Here is a 17,330-nt window from a genome sequence, read left to right as displayed (position 1 = left end):
CTGCGCAGCCCTATCGCGACACAAGGCCGCTCCCACCTCGACCGTATCCGCCTCAAGCCCTGTGCAGTACCTGTAGGAGCTGGCTTGCCGGCGAAGAGGCCCGCCCAGGCAATACAAGACAGTTGCCCCCACAAGGCCGGTGCCAGGCCTTCTCTACAAACCCTGCGCACTCGCGTAAACTGCCAGCCTTCGCGCAGCCTAGGGCTGCCCCTGTCGATTTACCAAAGGTGCCCGCCATGCCCTGGCTGCAAGTACGCCTGGCCATCAGCCCGGAACAAGCCGAAACCTACGAAGACGCCCTGCTTGAAGTAGGCGCCGTTTCTGTCACGTTCATGGATGCCGAAGACCAGCCGATATTCGAACCCGACCTCAATACCACCCCGCTGTGGTCGCACACCCACCTGCTGGCCTTGTTCGAAGCCGATACCGACGCTGAGCAGGTGTTCGCCCACCTGCGCCTGCTGACCGGCGCCGAACTGCCCGAGCACCAGGCCGAAGTGATCGAGGACCAGGACTGGGAACGCAGCTGGATGGACAACTTCCAGCCCATGCGCTTTGGCCGCCGCCTGTGGATCGTGCCCAGCTGGCATGACGCCCCCGAGAAAGACGCGGTCAACCTGCTGCTCGACCCGGGCCTGGCCTTCGGCACCGGCACCCACCCCACCACCGCCCTGTGCCTGGAATGGCTCGATGGCCAGCAGCTCGAAGGCACCCAGGTGCTGGACTTCGGTTGCGGCTCGGGCATTCTGGCCATCGCCGCCCTGCTGCTCGGCGCCCGTGAGGCGGTGGGTACCGACATCGACGTGCAAGCCATCGAGGCTTCCCGCGACAACGCCCAGCGCAATGGCATCGCCGACGAGAAACTGGCCCTGTACCTGCCAGAGCACATGCCGGCGATGCAGGCCGACGTGCTGGTCGCCAACATCCTTGCCGGCCCGCTGGTGTCGCTGGCCCCGCAGCTGTCCGGGCTGGTTCGCCCAGGTGGCCTCCTGGCACTGTCGGGCATCCTTGCCGAACAGGGCGAGGAAGTGGCCGCAGCCTATGCCGCCGACTTCGACCTGGACCCGATCGTCGTGCGCGACGGCTGGGTGCGCATCAGTGGTCGGCGCCGCTAAGCGGGCCTAGAATACTTTTCTGCACAGCTCCCGGATTGCCGCATGACCGACAGTTTCGTCACCCAGTGCCCGCATTGCCAGACCAGCTTTCGCGTCACCCACCACCAGCTGAGCGTAGCGCGCGGCGTGGTGCGGTGCGGCCATTGCCTGCAGGTGTTCAACGCCGCCAAGCAGTTGCTGGAGCAGAACCGCGCTGCCAGCGTCGCGCCAGCGCCGGCGGCGCCTGCTGCCCCGGCGGCGCCAGCGCTGCCCGACGCCGAGGCGGCAACGCCTGCTCCGCCCAAGGCGGCCAGCAGTGCGCCCACCCCTGCGCCAGGGGAGGACTGGGCCGTCACCGCCGAGGCGCTCGATGCCCTTGACCTCGACAAAGAGCTGGAGCGCCTTGAGCGGCGCGGGGGGCCGGCGCAGGCACGCGCCGCCCGGCAGGATGACGGGTTGCAAGCGCGGCGCGATGAGGGGCATGCCGACGAGCCTGTGGACGACCTGTTCGGCACGGCAACCGATGACCCCCTCGAGCCGCCACTGCAGGCACAGCCTGCGCCAGTGCTGCTGACGCCAGAGCCACAGGCGCCAGACCTGCAGCCTGCCCCTGGCGAGCGCACCGAGCCCGTACTGGGCAGCAATTTCGACCTGGACTTCGACGACCAGCCGCCCGTGCAGCGCACTGGCGAAACCGGTGAGCCTGAAACACTCGGCGAACCGCTGCACACTGACGATGACGACATCCCGGAAAAAGGCCTGAGCGCGCGCGACGATGAACCGCTGCCACTGCAGCTGTCGGCGCGTGACGACGAGCTTGGCGAACCGCTGCCCGGTGAACGCCTGGAACCCGGCCTTGCCGGCAAGCCCGAGCGCACACCGCGCAAGGAGCCGCTGGTCGACGTGGTCGACGACCCCCTGCAACTGGGCTGGGAAAGGCCTGCGCCCAACTGGGGCAAGCGGATCCTGTGGGGCGTGCTGTCTTTGCTGGCCGCGGGCCTGCTGGCCTTCCAGTACGTGTGGTTCCACTTCGACGAAATGGCCCGCCAGGACCAGTACCGGCCCATGTTCCTGCAGCTGTGCCCGCTGGTCGGCTGCCAGGTGCCCACCCGTGTCGACATTGGCCGGATCAAGAGCAGCAACCTGGTGGTACGCAGCCACCCGGATTTCAAAGGCGCGCTCATCGTTGATGCGATCATCTACAACCGTGCACCATTTGCCCAGCCATTCCCGTTGCTCGAACTGCGCTTCGCCGACCTCAATGGCCAGTTGATCGCCAGCCGCCGCTTCAAGCCCAGCGAATACCTGTCGGGTGAGTTGGCGGGGCGTGGCGAAATGCCCAGCCAGACGCCGATCCACATAGCCCTGGACATCCTCGACCCCGGCCCGAAGGCGGTCAACTACAGCCTGAGCTTCCGCTCGCCGGAATAAGCGACAAGCGACAAGCGGCAAGCTTCAAGCTTCAAGCTACAAGACGAAGCAGGCCGGCTGTCGGCTTGCTTGTCTTGTGGCTTGCAACTTGCCGCTTGTCGCCAGCCCCGGTTGTTCAGATTTTATCCAGCTCCATCTTTATCCGGTCACCGAGAGCGGGTATCATGCCAACCCTTTTTCGAACTCCAAGATTCGGCCCCACAACAGGGATCACCTATGTCGGCGGTACGCATCGGCCAATACACGCTACGCAACAACCTGATCCTCGCGCCCATGGCCGGGGTCACGGACCAGCCTTTCCGTACACTTTGCCAGCGCTTGGGCGCAGGCATGGTCGTGTCGGAAATGGTCAGCAGCGACATGAACCTGTGGAACAGCCGCAAGTCGAGCCTGCGCCGCATCCATGAGGGTGATCCCGAGCCGCGCTCGGTGCAAATCGCCGGCGGTGATGCGCAGATGATGGCAGCGGCAGCACGGGCCAATGTCGAGGCAGGCGCCCAGATCATCGATATCAACATGGGCTGCCCGGCAAAAAAAGTCTGCAACAAAGCTGCAGGCTCTGCTTTATTGAAGGATGAAGCCTTGGTCCACGAAATTCTCCACGCCGTGGTCGGCGCCGTGGACGTTCCGGTGACCCTGAAGATCCGCACCGGTTGGGACCGGGCGAACAAGAACGGCCTGAACGTGGCGAAAATCGCCGAGCAGGCCGGCATCCAGGCGCTGGCGGTACATGGCCGCACACGCGCCGACCTGTACACCGGCGAAGCCGAATACGACACCATCGCTGCCATCAAGCAGGCGGTGTCGATCCCGGTTTTTGCCAACGGCGACATCACGTCGCCCGAAAAGGCCCGGGCGGTGCTGGATGCCACCGGGGTCGATGGCCTGCTGATTGGCCGGGCTGCCCAGGGGCGGCCATGGATCTTTCGCGAGATCGAGCATTACCTGCGCACCGGCGAACACCTGCCGGCGCCGCAGCTGGACGAAGTGGAACACATTCTGCTGCAACACCTGGCCGCGCTGCATGCCTTCTATGGCGATGTGATGGGCGTACGTATCGCCCGCAAGCACGTTGGCTGGTACCTGGCAACACGACCCGGCGGCAAGGAGTTTCGCTCCCGGTTCAACGCTTTGGAAGACACACAAGCGCAGTGCGCCAACGTTCGCGCGTTTTTCAGCGAGCGTCGACAGAGCCTTGAGACAGAGGACGGACAAGGGGTGGCCGCATGACGATGATGACCGAGAATTTTGTGAGTGGAACAACGCCCGTGAGCGACAACGCCAACCTGAAACAGCACCTGAACACGCCGAGCGAAGAGGGCCAGACCCTTCGCGACAGCGTCGAGAAGGCGCTGCACAATTACTTCGCCCATCTGGAAGGCGCGACCGTCACGGACGTCTACAACCTGGTGCTCTCCGAAGTGGAGGCCCCCCTGCTCGAAAGCGTCATGAACTACGTGAAGGGCAACCAGACCAAGGCCAGCGAGATGCTCGGGCTGAACCGAGGCACGCTGCGCAAGAAGCTCAAGCAGTACGATTTGCTGTAACACAGAATCCCAACCAGAAAAGGCGGCTCCCTGAACAGAGGCGCCTTTTTTGCTGACTCCACCGCGTTATTGGAACCCGAAATGACCGACCAGACTACCCGCCTGCCAGTCCGCCGCGCCCTGATCAGCGTCTCCGACAAGACCGGTATCCTCGAATTCGCCCGTGAGCTGCAACAGCTCGGTGTCGAGATCCTGTCCACCGGCGGCACCTACAAGCTGCTCAAGGACAACGGCGTTGACGCGGTGGAAGTGGCTGACTACACCGGCTTTGCCGAAATGATGGACGGCCGGGTCAAGACCCTGCACCCGAAAATCCACGGCGGCATCCTCGGTCGTCGCGGTACCGACGACGCCATCATGAGCGAGCACGGCATCAAGCCGATCGATCTGGTTGCAGTCAACCTGTACCCGTTCGAAGCCACCATTTCCAAGCCTGGCTGTGACCTGCCGACCGCCATCGAGAACATCGACATCGGCGGCCCGACCATGGTCCGTTCGGCAGCCAAGAACCACAAGGACGTGGCCATCGTGGTCAACGCCAGCGACTACGCCGGCATCGTCGAAGGCCTCAAGGCCGGTGGCCTGACCTACGCCCAGCGCTTCGACCTGATGCTCAAGGCGTTCGAGCACACCGCCGCCTACGATGGCATGATCGCCAACTACATGGGCACCATCGACCAGGCCCAGCAGACCCTGTCCACGGCTGCCCGCAGCGAATTCCCGCGCACCTTCAACAGCCAGTTCGTCAAGGCCCAGGAAATGCGCTACGGCGAGAACCCGCACCAGAGCGCGGCGTTCTACGTAGAAGCCAAGAAGGGCGAAGCCAGCATCTCCACCGCCGTGCAGCTGCAAGGCAAGGAACTGTCGTTCAACAACGTGGCCGACACCGACGCCGCGCTGGAGTGCGTGAAGAGCTTCGTCAAGCCGGCCTGCGTCATCGTCAAGCACGCCAACCCGTGTGGCGTGGCCGTGGTGCCGGAAGACGAAGGCGGCATCCGCAAGGCCTACGACCTGGCCTATGCCACCGACACCGAGTCGGCATTCGGCGGCATCATCGCCTTCAACCGTGAACTGGACGGCGAAACCGCCAAGGCCATCGTCGAGCGCCAGTTCGTCGAAGTGATCATCGCCCCGAAAATTTCCCAGGCGGCGCGCGACGTAGTGGCTGCCAAGCAGAACGTGCGCCTGCTGGAATGCGGCGAGTGGCCAGCCGAGCGCGCTGCCGGCTGGGACTTCAAGCGTGTCAACGGCGGCCTGCTGGTGCAAAGCCGTGATATCGGCATGATCACTGCCGATGACCTGAAGATCGTTACCAAACGTGCGCCAACCGAGCAGGAAATCCACGACCTGGTATTCGCCTGGAAAGTGGCCAAGTTCGTCAAGTCCAACGCCATTGTCTACGCCAAGCAGCGCCAGACCATCGGCGTGGGCGCTGGCCAGATGAGCCGCGTCAACTCTGCCCGCATCGCCGCCATCAAGGCCGAGCATGCTGGCTTGCAGGTACAGGGCGCGGTCATGGCCTCGGATGCGTTCTTCCCGTTCCGTGACGGCATCGACAATGCCGCCAAAGTGGGTATCAGCGCCGTGATCCAGCCGGGTGGTTCGATGCGTGATGCAGAAGTCATCGCCGCGGCTGACGAAGCGGGCATCGCGATGGTATTCACCGGTATGCGTCACTTCCGCCACTAATTACGCGGCCCCCGGGCAAGCGGCGATCCTGTGGGAGCGGGCGCGCCCGCGAATACGATGGTGAATTCACCGCCGCATTCGCGGGCACGCCCGCTCCCACAGCGTTCCCCGCCCGCCTCGGGGTCACCTGAATCGAGGTTTTGACATGAAAGTTTTGATCATCGGCAGCGGCGGCCGTGAGCACGCCCTGGCCTGGAAAGTCGCGCAGGACCCACGCGTAGAAAAAGTCTTCGTTGCCCCAGGCAACGCCGGCACCGCCATCGAAGCCAAGTGCGAAAACGTCGCCATCGATGTGTGCGCCCTGGAGCAACTGGCCGACTTCGCCGAGAAGAACGTCGACCTGACCATCGTCGGCCCGGAAGCGCCGCTGGTCATCGGTGTGGTCGACCTGTTCCGCAGCCGCGGCCTGGACTGCTTCGGCCCAACCAAGGGCGCGGCCCAGCTGGAAGGCTCCAAGGCCTTCACCAAGGACTTCCTGGCACGCCACAAGATCCCGACCGCCGACTACCAGAACTTCACCGAGATCGAGCCGGCGCTGGCCTACCTGCAGGAAAAAGGCGCGCCGATCGTGATCAAGGCCGACGGCCTGGCCGCGGGCAAAGGCGTGATCGTCGCCATGACCCTGGAAGAAGCCGAAGCCGCCGTGCGTGACATGCTGGCTGGCAACGCCTTCGGTGACGCCGGTTCGCGTGTGGTGATCGAGGAGTTCCTCGACGGCGAAGAAGCCAGCTTCATCGTCATGGTCGATGGCCACAACGTACTGCCGATGGCAACCAGCCAGGATCACAAACGCGTCGGTGACCAGGACACGGGCCCCAACACCGGCGGCATGGGTGCCTACTCCCCTGCCCCGGTGGTTACCGCCGACGTGCACCAGCGCGTGATGGACCAGGTGATCTGGCCCACCGTGCGCGGCATGGCGGAGGAAGGCAACGTCTACACCGGCTTCCTGTATGCCGGCCTGATGATCGACAAGGCGGGCAACCCCAAGGTCATCGAATTCAACTGCCGCTTCGGTGACCCGGAAACCCAGCCAGTCATGCTGCGCCTGGAGTCGAGCCTGGTGCTGCTGGTAGAAGCGGCCTTCGCCAAGGCGCTGGACAAGGTCGAAGCCCAGTGGGATCCACGCCCGAGCCTGGGCGTGGTACTGGCCGCTGGCGGTTACCCGGGCGACTACGCCAAGGGCGACGTGATCAACGGCCTGGACGCTGCAGCGCAGATCGAAGGCAAGGTGTTCCATGCCGGTACGTCGCTCAAGGATGGCCAGGTGGTCACCAACGGCGGCCGCGTGCTGTGTGCCACCGCCATGGGCAGCACCGTTGCCGACGCGCAGCAGCAGGCTTACCGCCTGGCCAAGGAAGTCAGCTGGAACGGCAGCTTCTACCGCACCGACATCGGCTACCGGGCCATTGCCCGTGAGCGCGGTGAACACCAGCAGTAACCACTACCGGCACGCCGCGGTGCCCTGTGCACCCGGCGCCCGGCTCGTCGACAAGGCCCGCCATGGGCCTTGCCTTCGGCTTGGTGCGCCGCGCATAGTTGATACCCGGCACATCGGCCAAGAAGGGATTTCGTAGTGCGTCGGCTTCGGATTGCCTCAGCTCTTATCGTCAGCTTGCTGACCTTGCTCTGCATGTTCCCGGCTGCGGCCGATCATGGCGGGGGCTGGTCGGTGCTGCTCGATGAACAGGCCAACCTGCAACTGAGCGACGTGCGTTCCGAGCGCTACCGTAACCAGTTCAGCCCGCTGATCCTTGCCGAACTGGATGCCGCACCGGCAGAACAAGCCCTGTGGCTGCATTACCGCCTGGAACCGGGCGACCAGGAACAGCTGCTGCGGGTTTTCGCCCCGGACCTGTCTGGCCTGGACCTCTACGCCCTCGAAGGCGACCAACTTCTGCGTCAGCTGCACCACGGGCGCCAGGCCGGCAATGCCAGCCCCACCCTGCGCGGCAGCGACCATGTACTCCCCCTGCCCAACAGCAAGCAACCGGTGGACATCTACCTGCGCCTGGTGTCCGAACACCAGCTGCGCCCGGCCATCAGCCTGGAACCCGCCGCCCAGGCCGCCGCCGACCAGCGCCAGCCGCTGCTGTTCGGCATGCTGTTCGGCGGTTTGGTGATGCTGATCCTGCACAACCTGATCCGCTTCCTCTACAGCCGCTCCAGCACTTCCCTGGTGCTGGCGCTGTATCACGGCCTGATGCTGCTCAGCGGCCTCATCTTGCTGAACCTCAGCGGCCCATGGTGGCATGTATGGCACAGCGCACAAACGCCCGCGGCCTACCTGACCCTGGTACTGGCGGGGCTGGCCGGGCTGTATTTCACCCAGCACTTCTTCTCGCCGTGCAATTCGCCCCGGCTGAACCGTTTGCTGCAAGGTGAAATGCTGCTGGTCGGGCTCAGCGGCCTGGTGCTGCTGTTCGTCGATACCCTGCCCCTCAACCTGATGACCTACGCCCTGATGGCGCTGGGCACCGTGAGCATGCTGCTGGTCAGCAGCTACCAGTGGTACAAGGGCTATGCCCCCGCCCGGCTGTTCTGCCTGGCAATGGTGCTGTTCAACCTGGGTGGCCTGGTGCTGTTGCCGGCCCTGCTCGGCTTTACCCGCACTTCCACGCCATGGCTACTGAGCATTTTGCTGGGCCTGGCCGTGGCCAGCGGCCTGCTGCTCAACCTGGCGGTCAGCGAGCGCCTGCGGCGCATGAGTGAAGAGCGCTTCAGCGTCAGCCGGGCACTGGCTGCCAGCGATGCAGAAATCAACGCCAAAGCCGAGTTCCTGGCCAAGATCAGCCACGAAATCCGCACCCCGATGAACGGGGTGCTGGGCATGACCGAGCTGTTGCTGGGCACGCCGTTGTCGGTCAAGCAGCGCGACTACGTGCAGACCATCCACAGCGCGGGCAACGAACTGCTGACCCTGATCAACGAGATACTCGACATTTCCAAGCTCGAGTCCCGGCAGATCGAGCTGGATGATGTGCAGTTCGACCTCAACGCGCTGATCGAGGACTGCCTGAACATATTCCGCGCCAAGGCCGAACAGCAGAACATCGAGCTGATCAGCTTTACCCAGCCGCAGGTGCCGCGGGTCATCAGCGGTGACCCCACGCGGCTGCGCCAGGCGTTGTCCAGCCTGCTGGAAAACGCACTGAAAAACACCGACCAGGGCGAGATCCTGCTGGTGGTGGCCCTGGATCAGCGTGGTGAAGTGCCACGCCTGCGCATTGCCGTGCAGGACAGTGGCGAGCCGCTGCCGGCCGCAGACCGCGAGGCCCTGCTGCAGGCCGAACTGCACAGCCACCATTTCCTCTCCAGCAGCAAGCTGGGGGGCCACCTGGGGCTGGTCATCGCCAAGCAACTGATCGGCCTGATGCAAGGTGAATTCGGCATCAAGAGCAGCACCGGCATGGGCAATACCCTCTGGCTGACCCTGCCGCTGGACCCTTCGCGCCTGGAACAGCCCCTGGCCGACCTCGAAGGCCCGCTGCGCGATGCCCGGGTGCTGGTAGTGGACGACAACGATACCTGCCGCAAAGTGCTGGTGCAGCAGTGCAGTGCCTGGGGCATGAATGTCAGCGCGGTGCCGTCAGGCAAGGAGGCCCTGGCCCTGTTGCGCACCAAGGCGCACCTGCGCGACTACTTCGACGCCGTGCTGCTGGACCAGAACATGCCCGGCATGACCGGCATGCAGCTGGCCGCCAAAATCAAGGAAGACCCCAGCCTGAACCACGACATTCTGGTGGTCATGCTCACCGGTATCAGCAACGCGCCCAGCAAAGTCATCGCGCGTAACGCCGGGGTCAAACGGATACTCGCCAAGCCGGTGGCCGGTTATACCCTGAAAACCACCCTGGCCGAGGAGCTGGCCCAGCGCGGCCGCGAGCAGGCGCTACCCGCCAGCCCGCCTGGGGTCCCCCAGGCATTGGACTTGCCAGCAGATTTCCGCGTACTGGTGGCCGAGGACAACAGCATTTCGACCAAGGTGATACGCGGCATGCTCGGCAAGCTGAACCTGCAACCAGACACCGCCAGCAATGGTGAGGAAGCCCTGCAGGCCATGAAAGAAAGGCATTACGACCTGGTCTTGATGGACTGTGAAATGCCTGTGCTGGACGGTTTCTCGGCCACCCGGCAGCTGCGCGCCTGGGAAGCCGCCAACAAGCGCCAGCGCACCCCGGTGGTGGCGCTGACGGCGCATATTCTTGCCGAGCACAAGGAACGCGCGCGGCTGGCCGGCATGGACGGGCACATGGCCAAGCCGGTGGAGTTGTCGCAACTGCGCGAACTGATTCAGTACTGGGCCAGCCAGCGCGAAGCCGCGACCGACCCGGCGCACATTTCCTGACCTTCCGGCGCAGGCCCACCACAGCCCCAGCCCACGCCAACCGACTTTGCCAAGGACCCGCGCTCATGCTCCATGAGTTGTTCAGCGTCTACCTGAAAATGCTCGTGCTCTACAGCCCGTTCTTCGTGCTGTCGTGCTTCATCAGCCTGACCCGTGGCCACTCCAGCAAAGAACGCAAGCAACTGGCCTGGAAGGTAGCCTTTGCCGCGCTCATCGCCAGCGTGCTGCTGTACCTGTTCGGCCGGGCAATCTTCGGTATTTTCGGCATCACCGCCGACGCCTTCCGCATCGGCGCAGGCAGTGTGCTGTTCATTTCTGCGCTGGGCATGGCCCAAGGCAAGTCCGCGGTGCAGGCCGACAACGTGCAACAGGACGTCACCATCGTGCCGCTGACCATCCCGTTGACCGTCGGGCCCGGCACCATCGGCGCCCTGCTGGTAATGGGCGTCAGCCAACCGCACTGGGGCGACAAGTTGCTGGCAATCATCGGCATTGCCTTGGCCAGCTTCACCGTGGGTGTGGTGCTGTACCTGTCGCACCGCATCGAGCGCCTGCTCGGTGACCAGGGCTTGCAGATCGTCAGCCGGCTGATGGGCCTGTTCGTCTGCGCTCTGGCTGCACAGATCATCTTCACCGGCATTAAGGGCTACCTGGCACCTTAAAGGCCGTATTCGAGAATACGGTTCAACGAGGCTTGCACCACCCGCTCCTGCACTTTGCCCAAGAAGCTGTTCTCGAACGCCAGCACATTGAACCGCACCAGTTCCGCCCGCACCACCCGGTGGCTACGCTTGTGGCTGAGGAAGCCAGCCTTGAATGCCGCGTGGCTGTCGACCTCATGGTAAAGCACCATGTCGACCCGGCCAGCACCGGCGGGCGCACATGGCAGTAACTGGAAATGCTGGCGCTCGTATGCACACCGTTCCAGCTCACGCAGCACCGAGGGCTGCCTCAACAGTTTCCGGATGGAGAGCCCGGTCGCCGTTGCATAGCGCTCCCCCGCCTTGTCAGCGATGGTTTCCAGAACCTGATCGGTCTGTTTGGCACGGCGCGGGTCGGGACAATGCGCCTGCTCGGGAGACACCGAGTCCCAGCCCATGAACTTGAGCTGGTTGCGGTAGTAGGTAAACCAGTCCTGGATCAAGCCCTCCCTATAGGCTGTTTCCGTGGCCCGCTCGGCCATCGCCAGGGCCAGCTTCACCTTGCCCGCCTGGGCTGCGTCCATTCCTGGCAAGAACGAGACGATACCGGCACCGATTACCGCAGGGGCAACCTCAGTCATAGTGTTGCCCCCACTACTGGCGCATAAGGGTCGAAGCGGTAGTCACCCTGGGCATTCTTGTCCTCCATCAGCGCCTGCAGTGCAGTGCGCTGGTGCTCGAAGCGCCCGTTATCCAGTGCCAGGGAAATACCATCGAACTCGGCTTCGCCCCTGAGTACCTGCTCGCTCAGCAGCACATCCAAGGGCACGGCAGAAATACGCTCGTCGACCTGCAGCGTGATGCTGCAAAGATCGAGGGTTGGCCCGGCTTTCAGCAGCCCCACCTCCACGACCAGTCTGGAGCGCTGGCCCTGCTCCTGGGCGCTGAACTTCAGCAAATGGCCAACACCCTGGGCAGAGCGGCGCAGGCCTGCCCTTACCGTGCTCAGCAGGGCTTCGGGGCTGATCGCGCGCATTTTCAACCAGGCTTCCAGCGGCTGGGGCTGGGTGCTGCGAACGGGTTGCCCCAGCTGTTTGAGGTCGTGGGTGCTGGCCAGCTTGATCCAGCCCAATTGGCGAAATGCCTCGCGGTTGGCCGCGTACCAGGCGTCATACTGCTCGAAACGCGACCCGGCGTGCTTGTTGGCCACGAGCTGGGCGTACAGTATCGAGTCGAAAGCGGCCTGGCGCAGTATTTCGCCCGCCCTCTGCGGGTAAACCAACGCCGTGCCACCGATCAGCATCAGTTGCTCGGATGCTTTATCCATGTGTGTTGCCTCATTTCAAGGAGAGTCGAAAAGGCGGCATCGGCGAAATGCCGCCAGGCAATCAGATGTCGTACTGCAGAACGTTCTCGACGCTGCGCACGCCCAGTTTGTTTTCCACGGTTTCGCGCACTTTGTCGTAGACGAAGTTGTTGAGGGTGAGCACCGCCGTACCGGCGTAGTAGCGGCTCTTGTTCAGCTTCCACTGGATGCCCAGCACGTCGTCGTCCAGCTGCGGGGCAGACGCCTGGATGCAGCTGATCACCATGACCACATCACCTTGCTCGGTCTCGATGCACGCAGCCAGGCCGACCATGCCCCGGGTCTTGTTCTTGCGCTTGTGGTCGAGCACTTTGGCGTCGCTCTCGACGGTGGCCATCTTGTCGAAGGCCTTTTTGGCCAGGCTGCCCAGTTGGGTGCCGCCCAACATTGCGTTGCCGGCAACGGCAATAGCACGTACAGCAATGGCGCCGACGGTGACCGACAGCTCAGCCGATGTTTCCTGCTCGAAGCTGCGCTTGGGGATGGTGAAGCCCAGGTCACGCATCACATCGATGAGCTTGTCATACCACTCCCTGCTCTGCTTTTCGGCATCGAAGGCTTTGTCCGCCACCAAGGTGGCAAAGTGGTATGCATTCTTGCAGTCATGGCGGCTTTGCACGGACATACCCGCGCCACAGGCAAGCAGGTTGCCTTCGACCAGGACGGCGGCGTCGCGGGTAGTGGCTTGTGTTTCAGACATCGGGAAACTCCTTGGTGGTTACCCCTGAATCAGGGGCAGCCACCTTAGCCAGCGCGCTCGCAAGACAGCGCGCTGAAGGGTTTCCGCGGCAGCTAGCTGGCCGAAGGGTACCAACGTGGCGTGTAGGCCCACACCCCACCCGTGAGGCGAGGAAACACGCAGGTTGTGGAGGAGCCCACCAGCACCATGGTGCGCATGTCGACCATTTCTGGCAGCAGCTCGGCCAATGTGACTACCTTGAGCGTCTGCCCTGGCCTACCGATATCACGCCCCAGGACTACAGGCGTGTTGCCAGCACGGTGCCGCCGAACCACTTCGAGCGCCACGCCGAGCTGATGCGGCCTCGAGCGGGAAATCGGGTTGTAGAATGCCAACACCAGGTCAGCCTGGGCGGCCAGGTCCAGGCGCTTCTCGATGATCGACCAGGGTTTGAGGTTGTCCGACAGCGACATCACGCAGAAGTCATGGCCCAGCGGGGCACCTGCCTGGGCAGCGGTCGCCAGCGAGGCGGATACCCCCGGCAGGATCTCCAGGTCGACCCGGTGCCACGCCGGGTCGGTCGACGCGTGCAGCGCTTCGAGCACTGCCGCCGCCATGGCGAATACCCCCGGGTCGCCCGACGACACCACCACCACCGAACGGCCTTGGGCCGCCAGCTCGAAAGCATGCTTGGCGCGCTGCATCTCTTCGCGGTTGTCGGTGCAGTGCAGCACCTGGTCGCTACGGAACGGCCCGGCCATGCGCACATAGGTTTCATAGCCAAGCACGTCCTGCGCCCGGGCCAATTCCGCCTTGACCGCTGGCACCATCAGCTCGGCAGCGCCCGGCCCCAGGCCGATAACGGCCAAACGGCCGCGGCGGCGGCCCAGCCGCTCTACCTCGACCGGGGCGGGTGCCACCGCGATGACCACGTCGCCCTGCCCGATCAGTTGGGCACCGGGCAATGCCGCCGCCAGCATGCTGGCAACATCGCCTGGCTGGGCCGCGAAGCGCAGGGCAACCCCCAAAGCCTGCGCCGCTTCGTGCAGGGTGGTGTCGGCCATGGCGTGCTCGCCCGCCAACACACAGGCCACAGCTGGCTCGGCAATGCCGGCCTGCTGCAAGGTAGCACGGATAGTGTGCAGCGCGCCGCCTGCAACCCCCACGACCACCGAGCGCGGGTGGATCAGCAACTCGTCGCGGCTGGCAGGGCGCGCCAGGTGCCCCACATGAATGGTGCGCCGGGCCACCTCGCTGGCGGGCAATTGCGCCTGCTGCAACCAGGGCGCATGCCCCTCGACCCGCACCGACTCGCCAGCCAGCAGGTCGGAAACAAAGCGCTTGCCTTGCTCGACATCGGCCAGGGCATAGCCTTGCGGCGGGTTCAGCAGGCAGGTGCCGAAACGCAGTTCGCCGCTGGTCGTGATGGCGGCGGCAACACCCAGCGCCGCGCCGATTTCCCGCGCCATCACGTTCACCCCGCCCAGGCCACCGAGCAATGGCACCACCGCACTGCCATCTTCAGCCACGGCCAGCACCGGCGGTTCGCTGCCCTTCTCGTTGAGCAGGGGCGCCAGGCTGCGAATGACGATACCGGCTGCGCACAGCGCAATGATCGGGGTGGCTTGCTGGTACAGCGCCCGCAGGGTGTCGCCAAAGGCACTGTAGTAGCAGTCGGCGCCCTCCACGCGGCCCTGCAGGCCATGGATCAAAGCCTGTGGATAACACTGCTGGATGCGCTGTGCCGTCAACAGGCTGCCTGGCCCGAGAATGACGATGGCCGGTGCCGGGTTCATGGTCAGCCCTGCCATTTTTCCCCCGGCACGATGATCAGCGAAAAGTACGGCGACGACAGCGGGTCGACCTGGTCCAGCGGCACGATTTTCTGATTGGCCATGGTCGCCCGTTCCACGTACAGCGCGCGCCCGTCCAGGCCTAGCTCGGCCAGCACGTCGCGGACCTTGGGGAAGTTGCGGCCGAGCTTCATGATCACCGCCGCATCGGCGTCGGCCAGGCGGCGCTTCAGCTCATCGGCCGGCAACACCCCCGACAGCACGGACAAACTCTGGTTGCGGTACACCAAGGGCGCGCCCAGCACCGAAGCGCCCCCCAGCATGGAGCACACCCCAGGAATCACCTCGGCCTCATAACGCTGTGCCAGGCGGTCGTGCAGGTACATGTACGAGCCGTAGAAAAACGGGTCGCCTTCGCAGATCACCGCCACGTCCCGACCGGCATCCAGGTGCTCGGCCACTTGCACGCTGGCTTCGTCGTAGAAGTCGCTGATGACCTGTTCATAGGACAAAGGCGCCGGCAGGGCTTCGGTGGTCACCGGGTAGACCAGCGGCAGCAGGGTCTGGGCAGGCTGCAGGTGCGCCTCGATGATGCCGAAGGCATTGCCACGCTTGCCCTTGGCCACGAAGTAGCCGACCACCGGGGCCTCGCGCAGCAGGCGCAGGGCCTTGACGGTGATCAGCTCGGGGTCGCCGGGGCCTACGCCCAGGCCCAGCAGTCGTCCACGCGGCGCCATCATTCCACCTCCGTGGCCAGGGCGTTGACCGCGGCAGCGGCCATTGCGCTGCCGCCCAGGCGGCCTTGCATGATCACGAACGGCACGCCGCGGCTGTCGGCAGCGAGCATCGCCTTGGACTCGGCAGCACCGACGAAGCCGACCGGGAAGCCGAGGATCAGCGCCGGCTTGGGCGCACCGGCGTCGAGCATTTCCAGCAGGTAGAACAGGGCGGTGGGGGCGTTGCCGATGACCACCACGCTGCCCTCCAGGTGCGGGCGCCACAACTCCAGGGCCACGGCCGAGCGGGTGTTGCCGGCCTCTTTGGCCAGGCCAGGCACGCTGGGGTCACGCAGGGTGCAGATGACCTGGTTGTCGGCTGGCAGGCGGGCCCGGGTGATGCCCTCGGCGACCATGTGCGCATCGCACAGGATCGGTGCGCCATTGCGCAACGCTTCGCGCCCGGCATGGCCAGCACCTGCAGAGAACTGCAGGCCATCGATGGCTTCGACCATGCCACAGGCGTGGATCACCCGCACGGCGAGCTTTTCGAGGTCTGCGGGGATCCGCTCGAGCCGGGCTTCCTCGCGGATGATCCGGAAGGAATTGCGATAGATCTCCTGACCATCGCGGATGTAGTCAATCATCAAGGTGCTCCGTCGGCAGGTCGAGCATGGCGCCTGCTTCATTCAAGGTAAGGTCGGTGCCGCGCAGGGCGCCAAAGCCTGGCTGGCACGCGTCACGCAGGTACAGGTCATAACGGCCCGGTGAACGGGCCAACAGGGTGGCCGGGGCAACGTAGGCCACGGCGCAGGAACGGGGGCAGCCAGACAGGTGCACGCTGCCCGGGGCGCCAGGGCCGAGCAGCGCGGCCAGGGCCACGGCATCGCCCTTGGTCTCGCCCAGGGCCTTGGCGCAGCCGCTACTGCCGGTGCAGGCGCTGATACGTGCCAGCGGCTCATCCACGTGGCAAAGCAGGCCCAGGGCAGACAACCCGGCCTGGGCCTGCTCGATGTGCTGCGCCGGCAAGTTGGTCAGCACCAGGCTTTGCCATGGGCTCAGGCGCAGGCTGCCGTCGCCCAGCTCACGGCAGACCTGGGCGACGCCGCGCAGCATGGCCGGGGTCAGGCGGCCCTGCGCCGGGGCAACGCCAAGGGCCAGGCCGCGGGCCTGGGGCAGCTTGCCCAACCACACGGGAGCAGGCTGGTGCCGGCGCCAGCCGAGCACGGCAGCGTCGCGGCGGATATCCAGAGGCAGGCCTTCGACAAACTCGCCGGCCGGGCAGGCTTCCAGCAGCTGGCGCATGCGCGAATGCGCGGGGCTGGCCAGGTCGAGGAAACGGTCGAGCACGGCACGCACCAAGGCCAGGCCATCGGCCAGCGGAACCGCACCCAGCACTTGGCCATCTGCCGGGCAACCCGCCAGGCCGAAAGCCAGCCAGGTTTGCTGGCCCAGCCGCAAGGCCGACAACCACAGGTCGTGAGGGTGTTCGAGCATGGCCAGGGCTTCGCCGGCATCGAGCTGCACGGCGAACTTGGCTGACAACTGGTGGAAGCGCGGGGTGCTTTCGAGCAGGTCTAGAATCTGCCCGGCCAGGGGCCGTGCATCCAGCAGCATGGCCGGATCATGCCCGGCCAGCGGGCTGAGCATCAGGTTGCGCACATCGTCGCCTGCCGCATCGCGCGGGCCCAGGCCTGCCGCGAGCAAGGTCTCGACCAGGGCGTGGTGTGCATTGCCGATGCCGCGGATCTGCAGGTTGCCGCGGTTGGTGGCCTCGATCACGCCGCCGGCGAAACGCTCGGCAGCGGCCGCTACCGCATCGGCCTGGTCGGCCAGCAGCAGGCCGCCCGGTAGTTTGATCCGGCAGATACCGCCATCGCGGGCACTGACGATGCGCCACAACCCCGGGCAAGCCGAGGGACGTGGGGTAACAGCGGGGGCATCGGCCTGGGTCAATGGAGTATCCGGCAATCTGTGAAAGTGCGCTTGAGTGTAGAAGGCGCGGTATTATGCCTGCTTTGGCCGG

Annotated in this window: 15 protein-coding genes; 8 read left to right on the top strand and 7 right to left on the bottom strand. The window is 64.9% G+C overall.

The features are described from left to right. Window positions 1–236: 236 nt before the first annotated feature. The 8 genes from prmA to GYA94_RS07210 all read left to right on the top strand — a co-directional run bounded on the left by prmA (window position 237) and on the right by GYA94_RS07210 (window position 10,771). Window positions 237–1,115, top strand: a complete 879-nt coding sequence (prmA, locus tag GYA94_RS07245; RefSeq protein WP_047150017.1) for a 50S ribosomal protein L11 methyltransferase — start codon at window positions 237–239, stop codon at window positions 1,113–1,115. Between the two features lie 42 nt (window positions 1,116–1,157). Continuing rightward, entirely contained in the window at window positions 1,158–2,525 is a 1,368-nt protein-coding gene (locus GYA94_RS07240; RefSeq protein ID WP_161892025.1) for a DUF3426 domain-containing protein, read from the top strand. Between the two features lie 216 nt (window positions 2,526–2,741). Next, window positions 2,742–3,755 carry a tRNA dihydrouridine synthase DusB gene (dusB, locus tag GYA94_RS07235; protein ID WP_009683257.1) on the top strand — a complete coding sequence of 338 codons (1,014 nt, stop codon included), beginning with the start codon at window positions 2,742–2,744 and terminating at the stop codon, window positions 3,753–3,755. After that, a complete protein-coding gene (fis, locus tag GYA94_RS07230) occupies window positions 3,752–4,072 on the top strand; it encodes a DNA-binding transcriptional regulator Fis (RefSeq protein WP_003249693.1) in 321 nt (106 codons plus the stop codon). The genes dusB and fis overlap by 4 nt, the downstream gene beginning before the upstream one ends. Before the next feature lie 81 nt (window positions 4,073–4,153). Continuing rightward, window positions 4,154–5,761, top strand: coding sequence for a bifunctional phosphoribosylaminoimidazolecarboxamide formyltransferase/IMP cyclohydrolase (purH, locus tag GYA94_RS07225; RefSeq protein WP_009683258.1), 1,608 nt, complete (start codon window positions 4,154–4,156; stop codon window positions 5,759–5,761). 145 nt (window positions 5,762–5,906) lie between these two features. Then, window positions 5,907–7,202, top strand: coding sequence for a phosphoribosylamine--glycine ligase (gene purD / locus GYA94_RS07220; protein ID WP_054913305.1), 1,296 nt, complete (start codon window positions 5,907–5,909; stop codon window positions 7,200–7,202). Window positions 7,203–7,337: 135 nt separating this feature from the next. Then, window positions 7,338–10,109 carry a hybrid sensor histidine kinase/response regulator gene (locus GYA94_RS07215; protein WP_054904928.1) on the top strand — a complete coding sequence of 924 codons (2,772 nt, stop codon included), beginning with the start codon at window positions 7,338–7,340 and terminating at the stop codon, window positions 10,107–10,109. Between the two features lie 65 nt (window positions 10,110–10,174). After that, window positions 10,175–10,771: a MarC family protein gene (locus GYA94_RS07210; protein ID WP_009683262.1), complete on the top strand. Its 597-nt coding sequence runs from the start codon at window positions 10,175–10,177 to the stop codon at window positions 10,769–10,771. Here GYA94_RS07210 and GYA94_RS07205 read toward each other — a convergent pair. From GYA94_RS07205 to cobG, 7 genes are all read right to left on the bottom strand, one after another. After that, complete coding sequence (locus GYA94_RS07205; RefSeq protein ID WP_110676691.1) at window positions 10,768–11,391, bottom strand: hypothetical protein; 624 nt, start codon at window positions 11,389–11,391, stop codon at window positions 10,768–10,770. The two genes, GYA94_RS07210 and GYA94_RS07205, sit on opposite strands and share 4 nt — an antisense overlap. Next, window positions 11,388–12,077, bottom strand: coding sequence for a hypothetical protein (locus GYA94_RS07200; RefSeq protein WP_110676689.1), 690 nt, complete (start codon window positions 12,075–12,077; stop codon window positions 11,388–11,390). Before GYA94_RS07200 ends, GYA94_RS07205 begins: the two co-directional genes overlap by 4 nt. Window positions 12,078–12,138: 61 nt before the next feature. Continuing rightward, window positions 12,139–12,816 carry a hypothetical protein gene (locus tag GYA94_RS07195; protein WP_054913303.1) on the bottom strand — a complete coding sequence of 226 codons (678 nt, stop codon included), beginning with the start codon at window positions 12,814–12,816 and terminating at the stop codon, window positions 12,139–12,141. 92 nt (window positions 12,817–12,908) lie between these two features. Beyond that, window positions 12,909–14,606 carry a precorrin-3B C(17)-methyltransferase gene (gene cobJ / locus GYA94_RS07190; RefSeq protein WP_161892024.1) on the bottom strand — a complete coding sequence of 566 codons (1,698 nt, stop codon included), beginning with the start codon at window positions 14,604–14,606 and terminating at the stop codon, window positions 12,909–12,911. Next, window positions 14,594–15,328 carry a precorrin-2 C(20)-methyltransferase gene (locus GYA94_RS07185; protein WP_033690487.1) on the bottom strand — a complete coding sequence of 245 codons (735 nt, stop codon included), beginning with the start codon at window positions 15,326–15,328 and terminating at the stop codon, window positions 14,594–14,596. The genes cobJ and GYA94_RS07185 overlap by 13 nt, the downstream gene beginning before the upstream one ends. Further along, window positions 15,325–15,951: a precorrin-8X methylmutase gene (locus GYA94_RS07180; RefSeq protein WP_009683269.1), complete on the bottom strand. Its 627-nt coding sequence runs from the start codon at window positions 15,949–15,951 to the stop codon at window positions 15,325–15,327. The genes GYA94_RS07185 and GYA94_RS07180 overlap by 4 nt, the downstream gene beginning before the upstream one ends. Continuing rightward, complete coding sequence (gene cobG, locus GYA94_RS07175; protein WP_110676683.1) at window positions 15,944–17,275, bottom strand: precorrin-3B synthase; 1,332 nt, start codon at window positions 17,273–17,275, stop codon at window positions 15,944–15,946. The genes GYA94_RS07180 and cobG overlap by 8 nt, the downstream gene beginning before the upstream one ends. Window positions 17,276–17,330: the final 55 nt, after the last annotated feature.

It is taken from the genome of Pseudomonas juntendi, from assembly GCF_009932375.1.
Taxonomy (GTDB): domain Bacteria; phylum Pseudomonadota; class Gammaproteobacteria; order Pseudomonadales; family Pseudomonadaceae; genus Aquipseudomonas; species Aquipseudomonas juntendi.
Note: the sequence above shows the minus strand (reverse complement) of the source record. Positions and strands in the feature narration are given on the sequence as shown.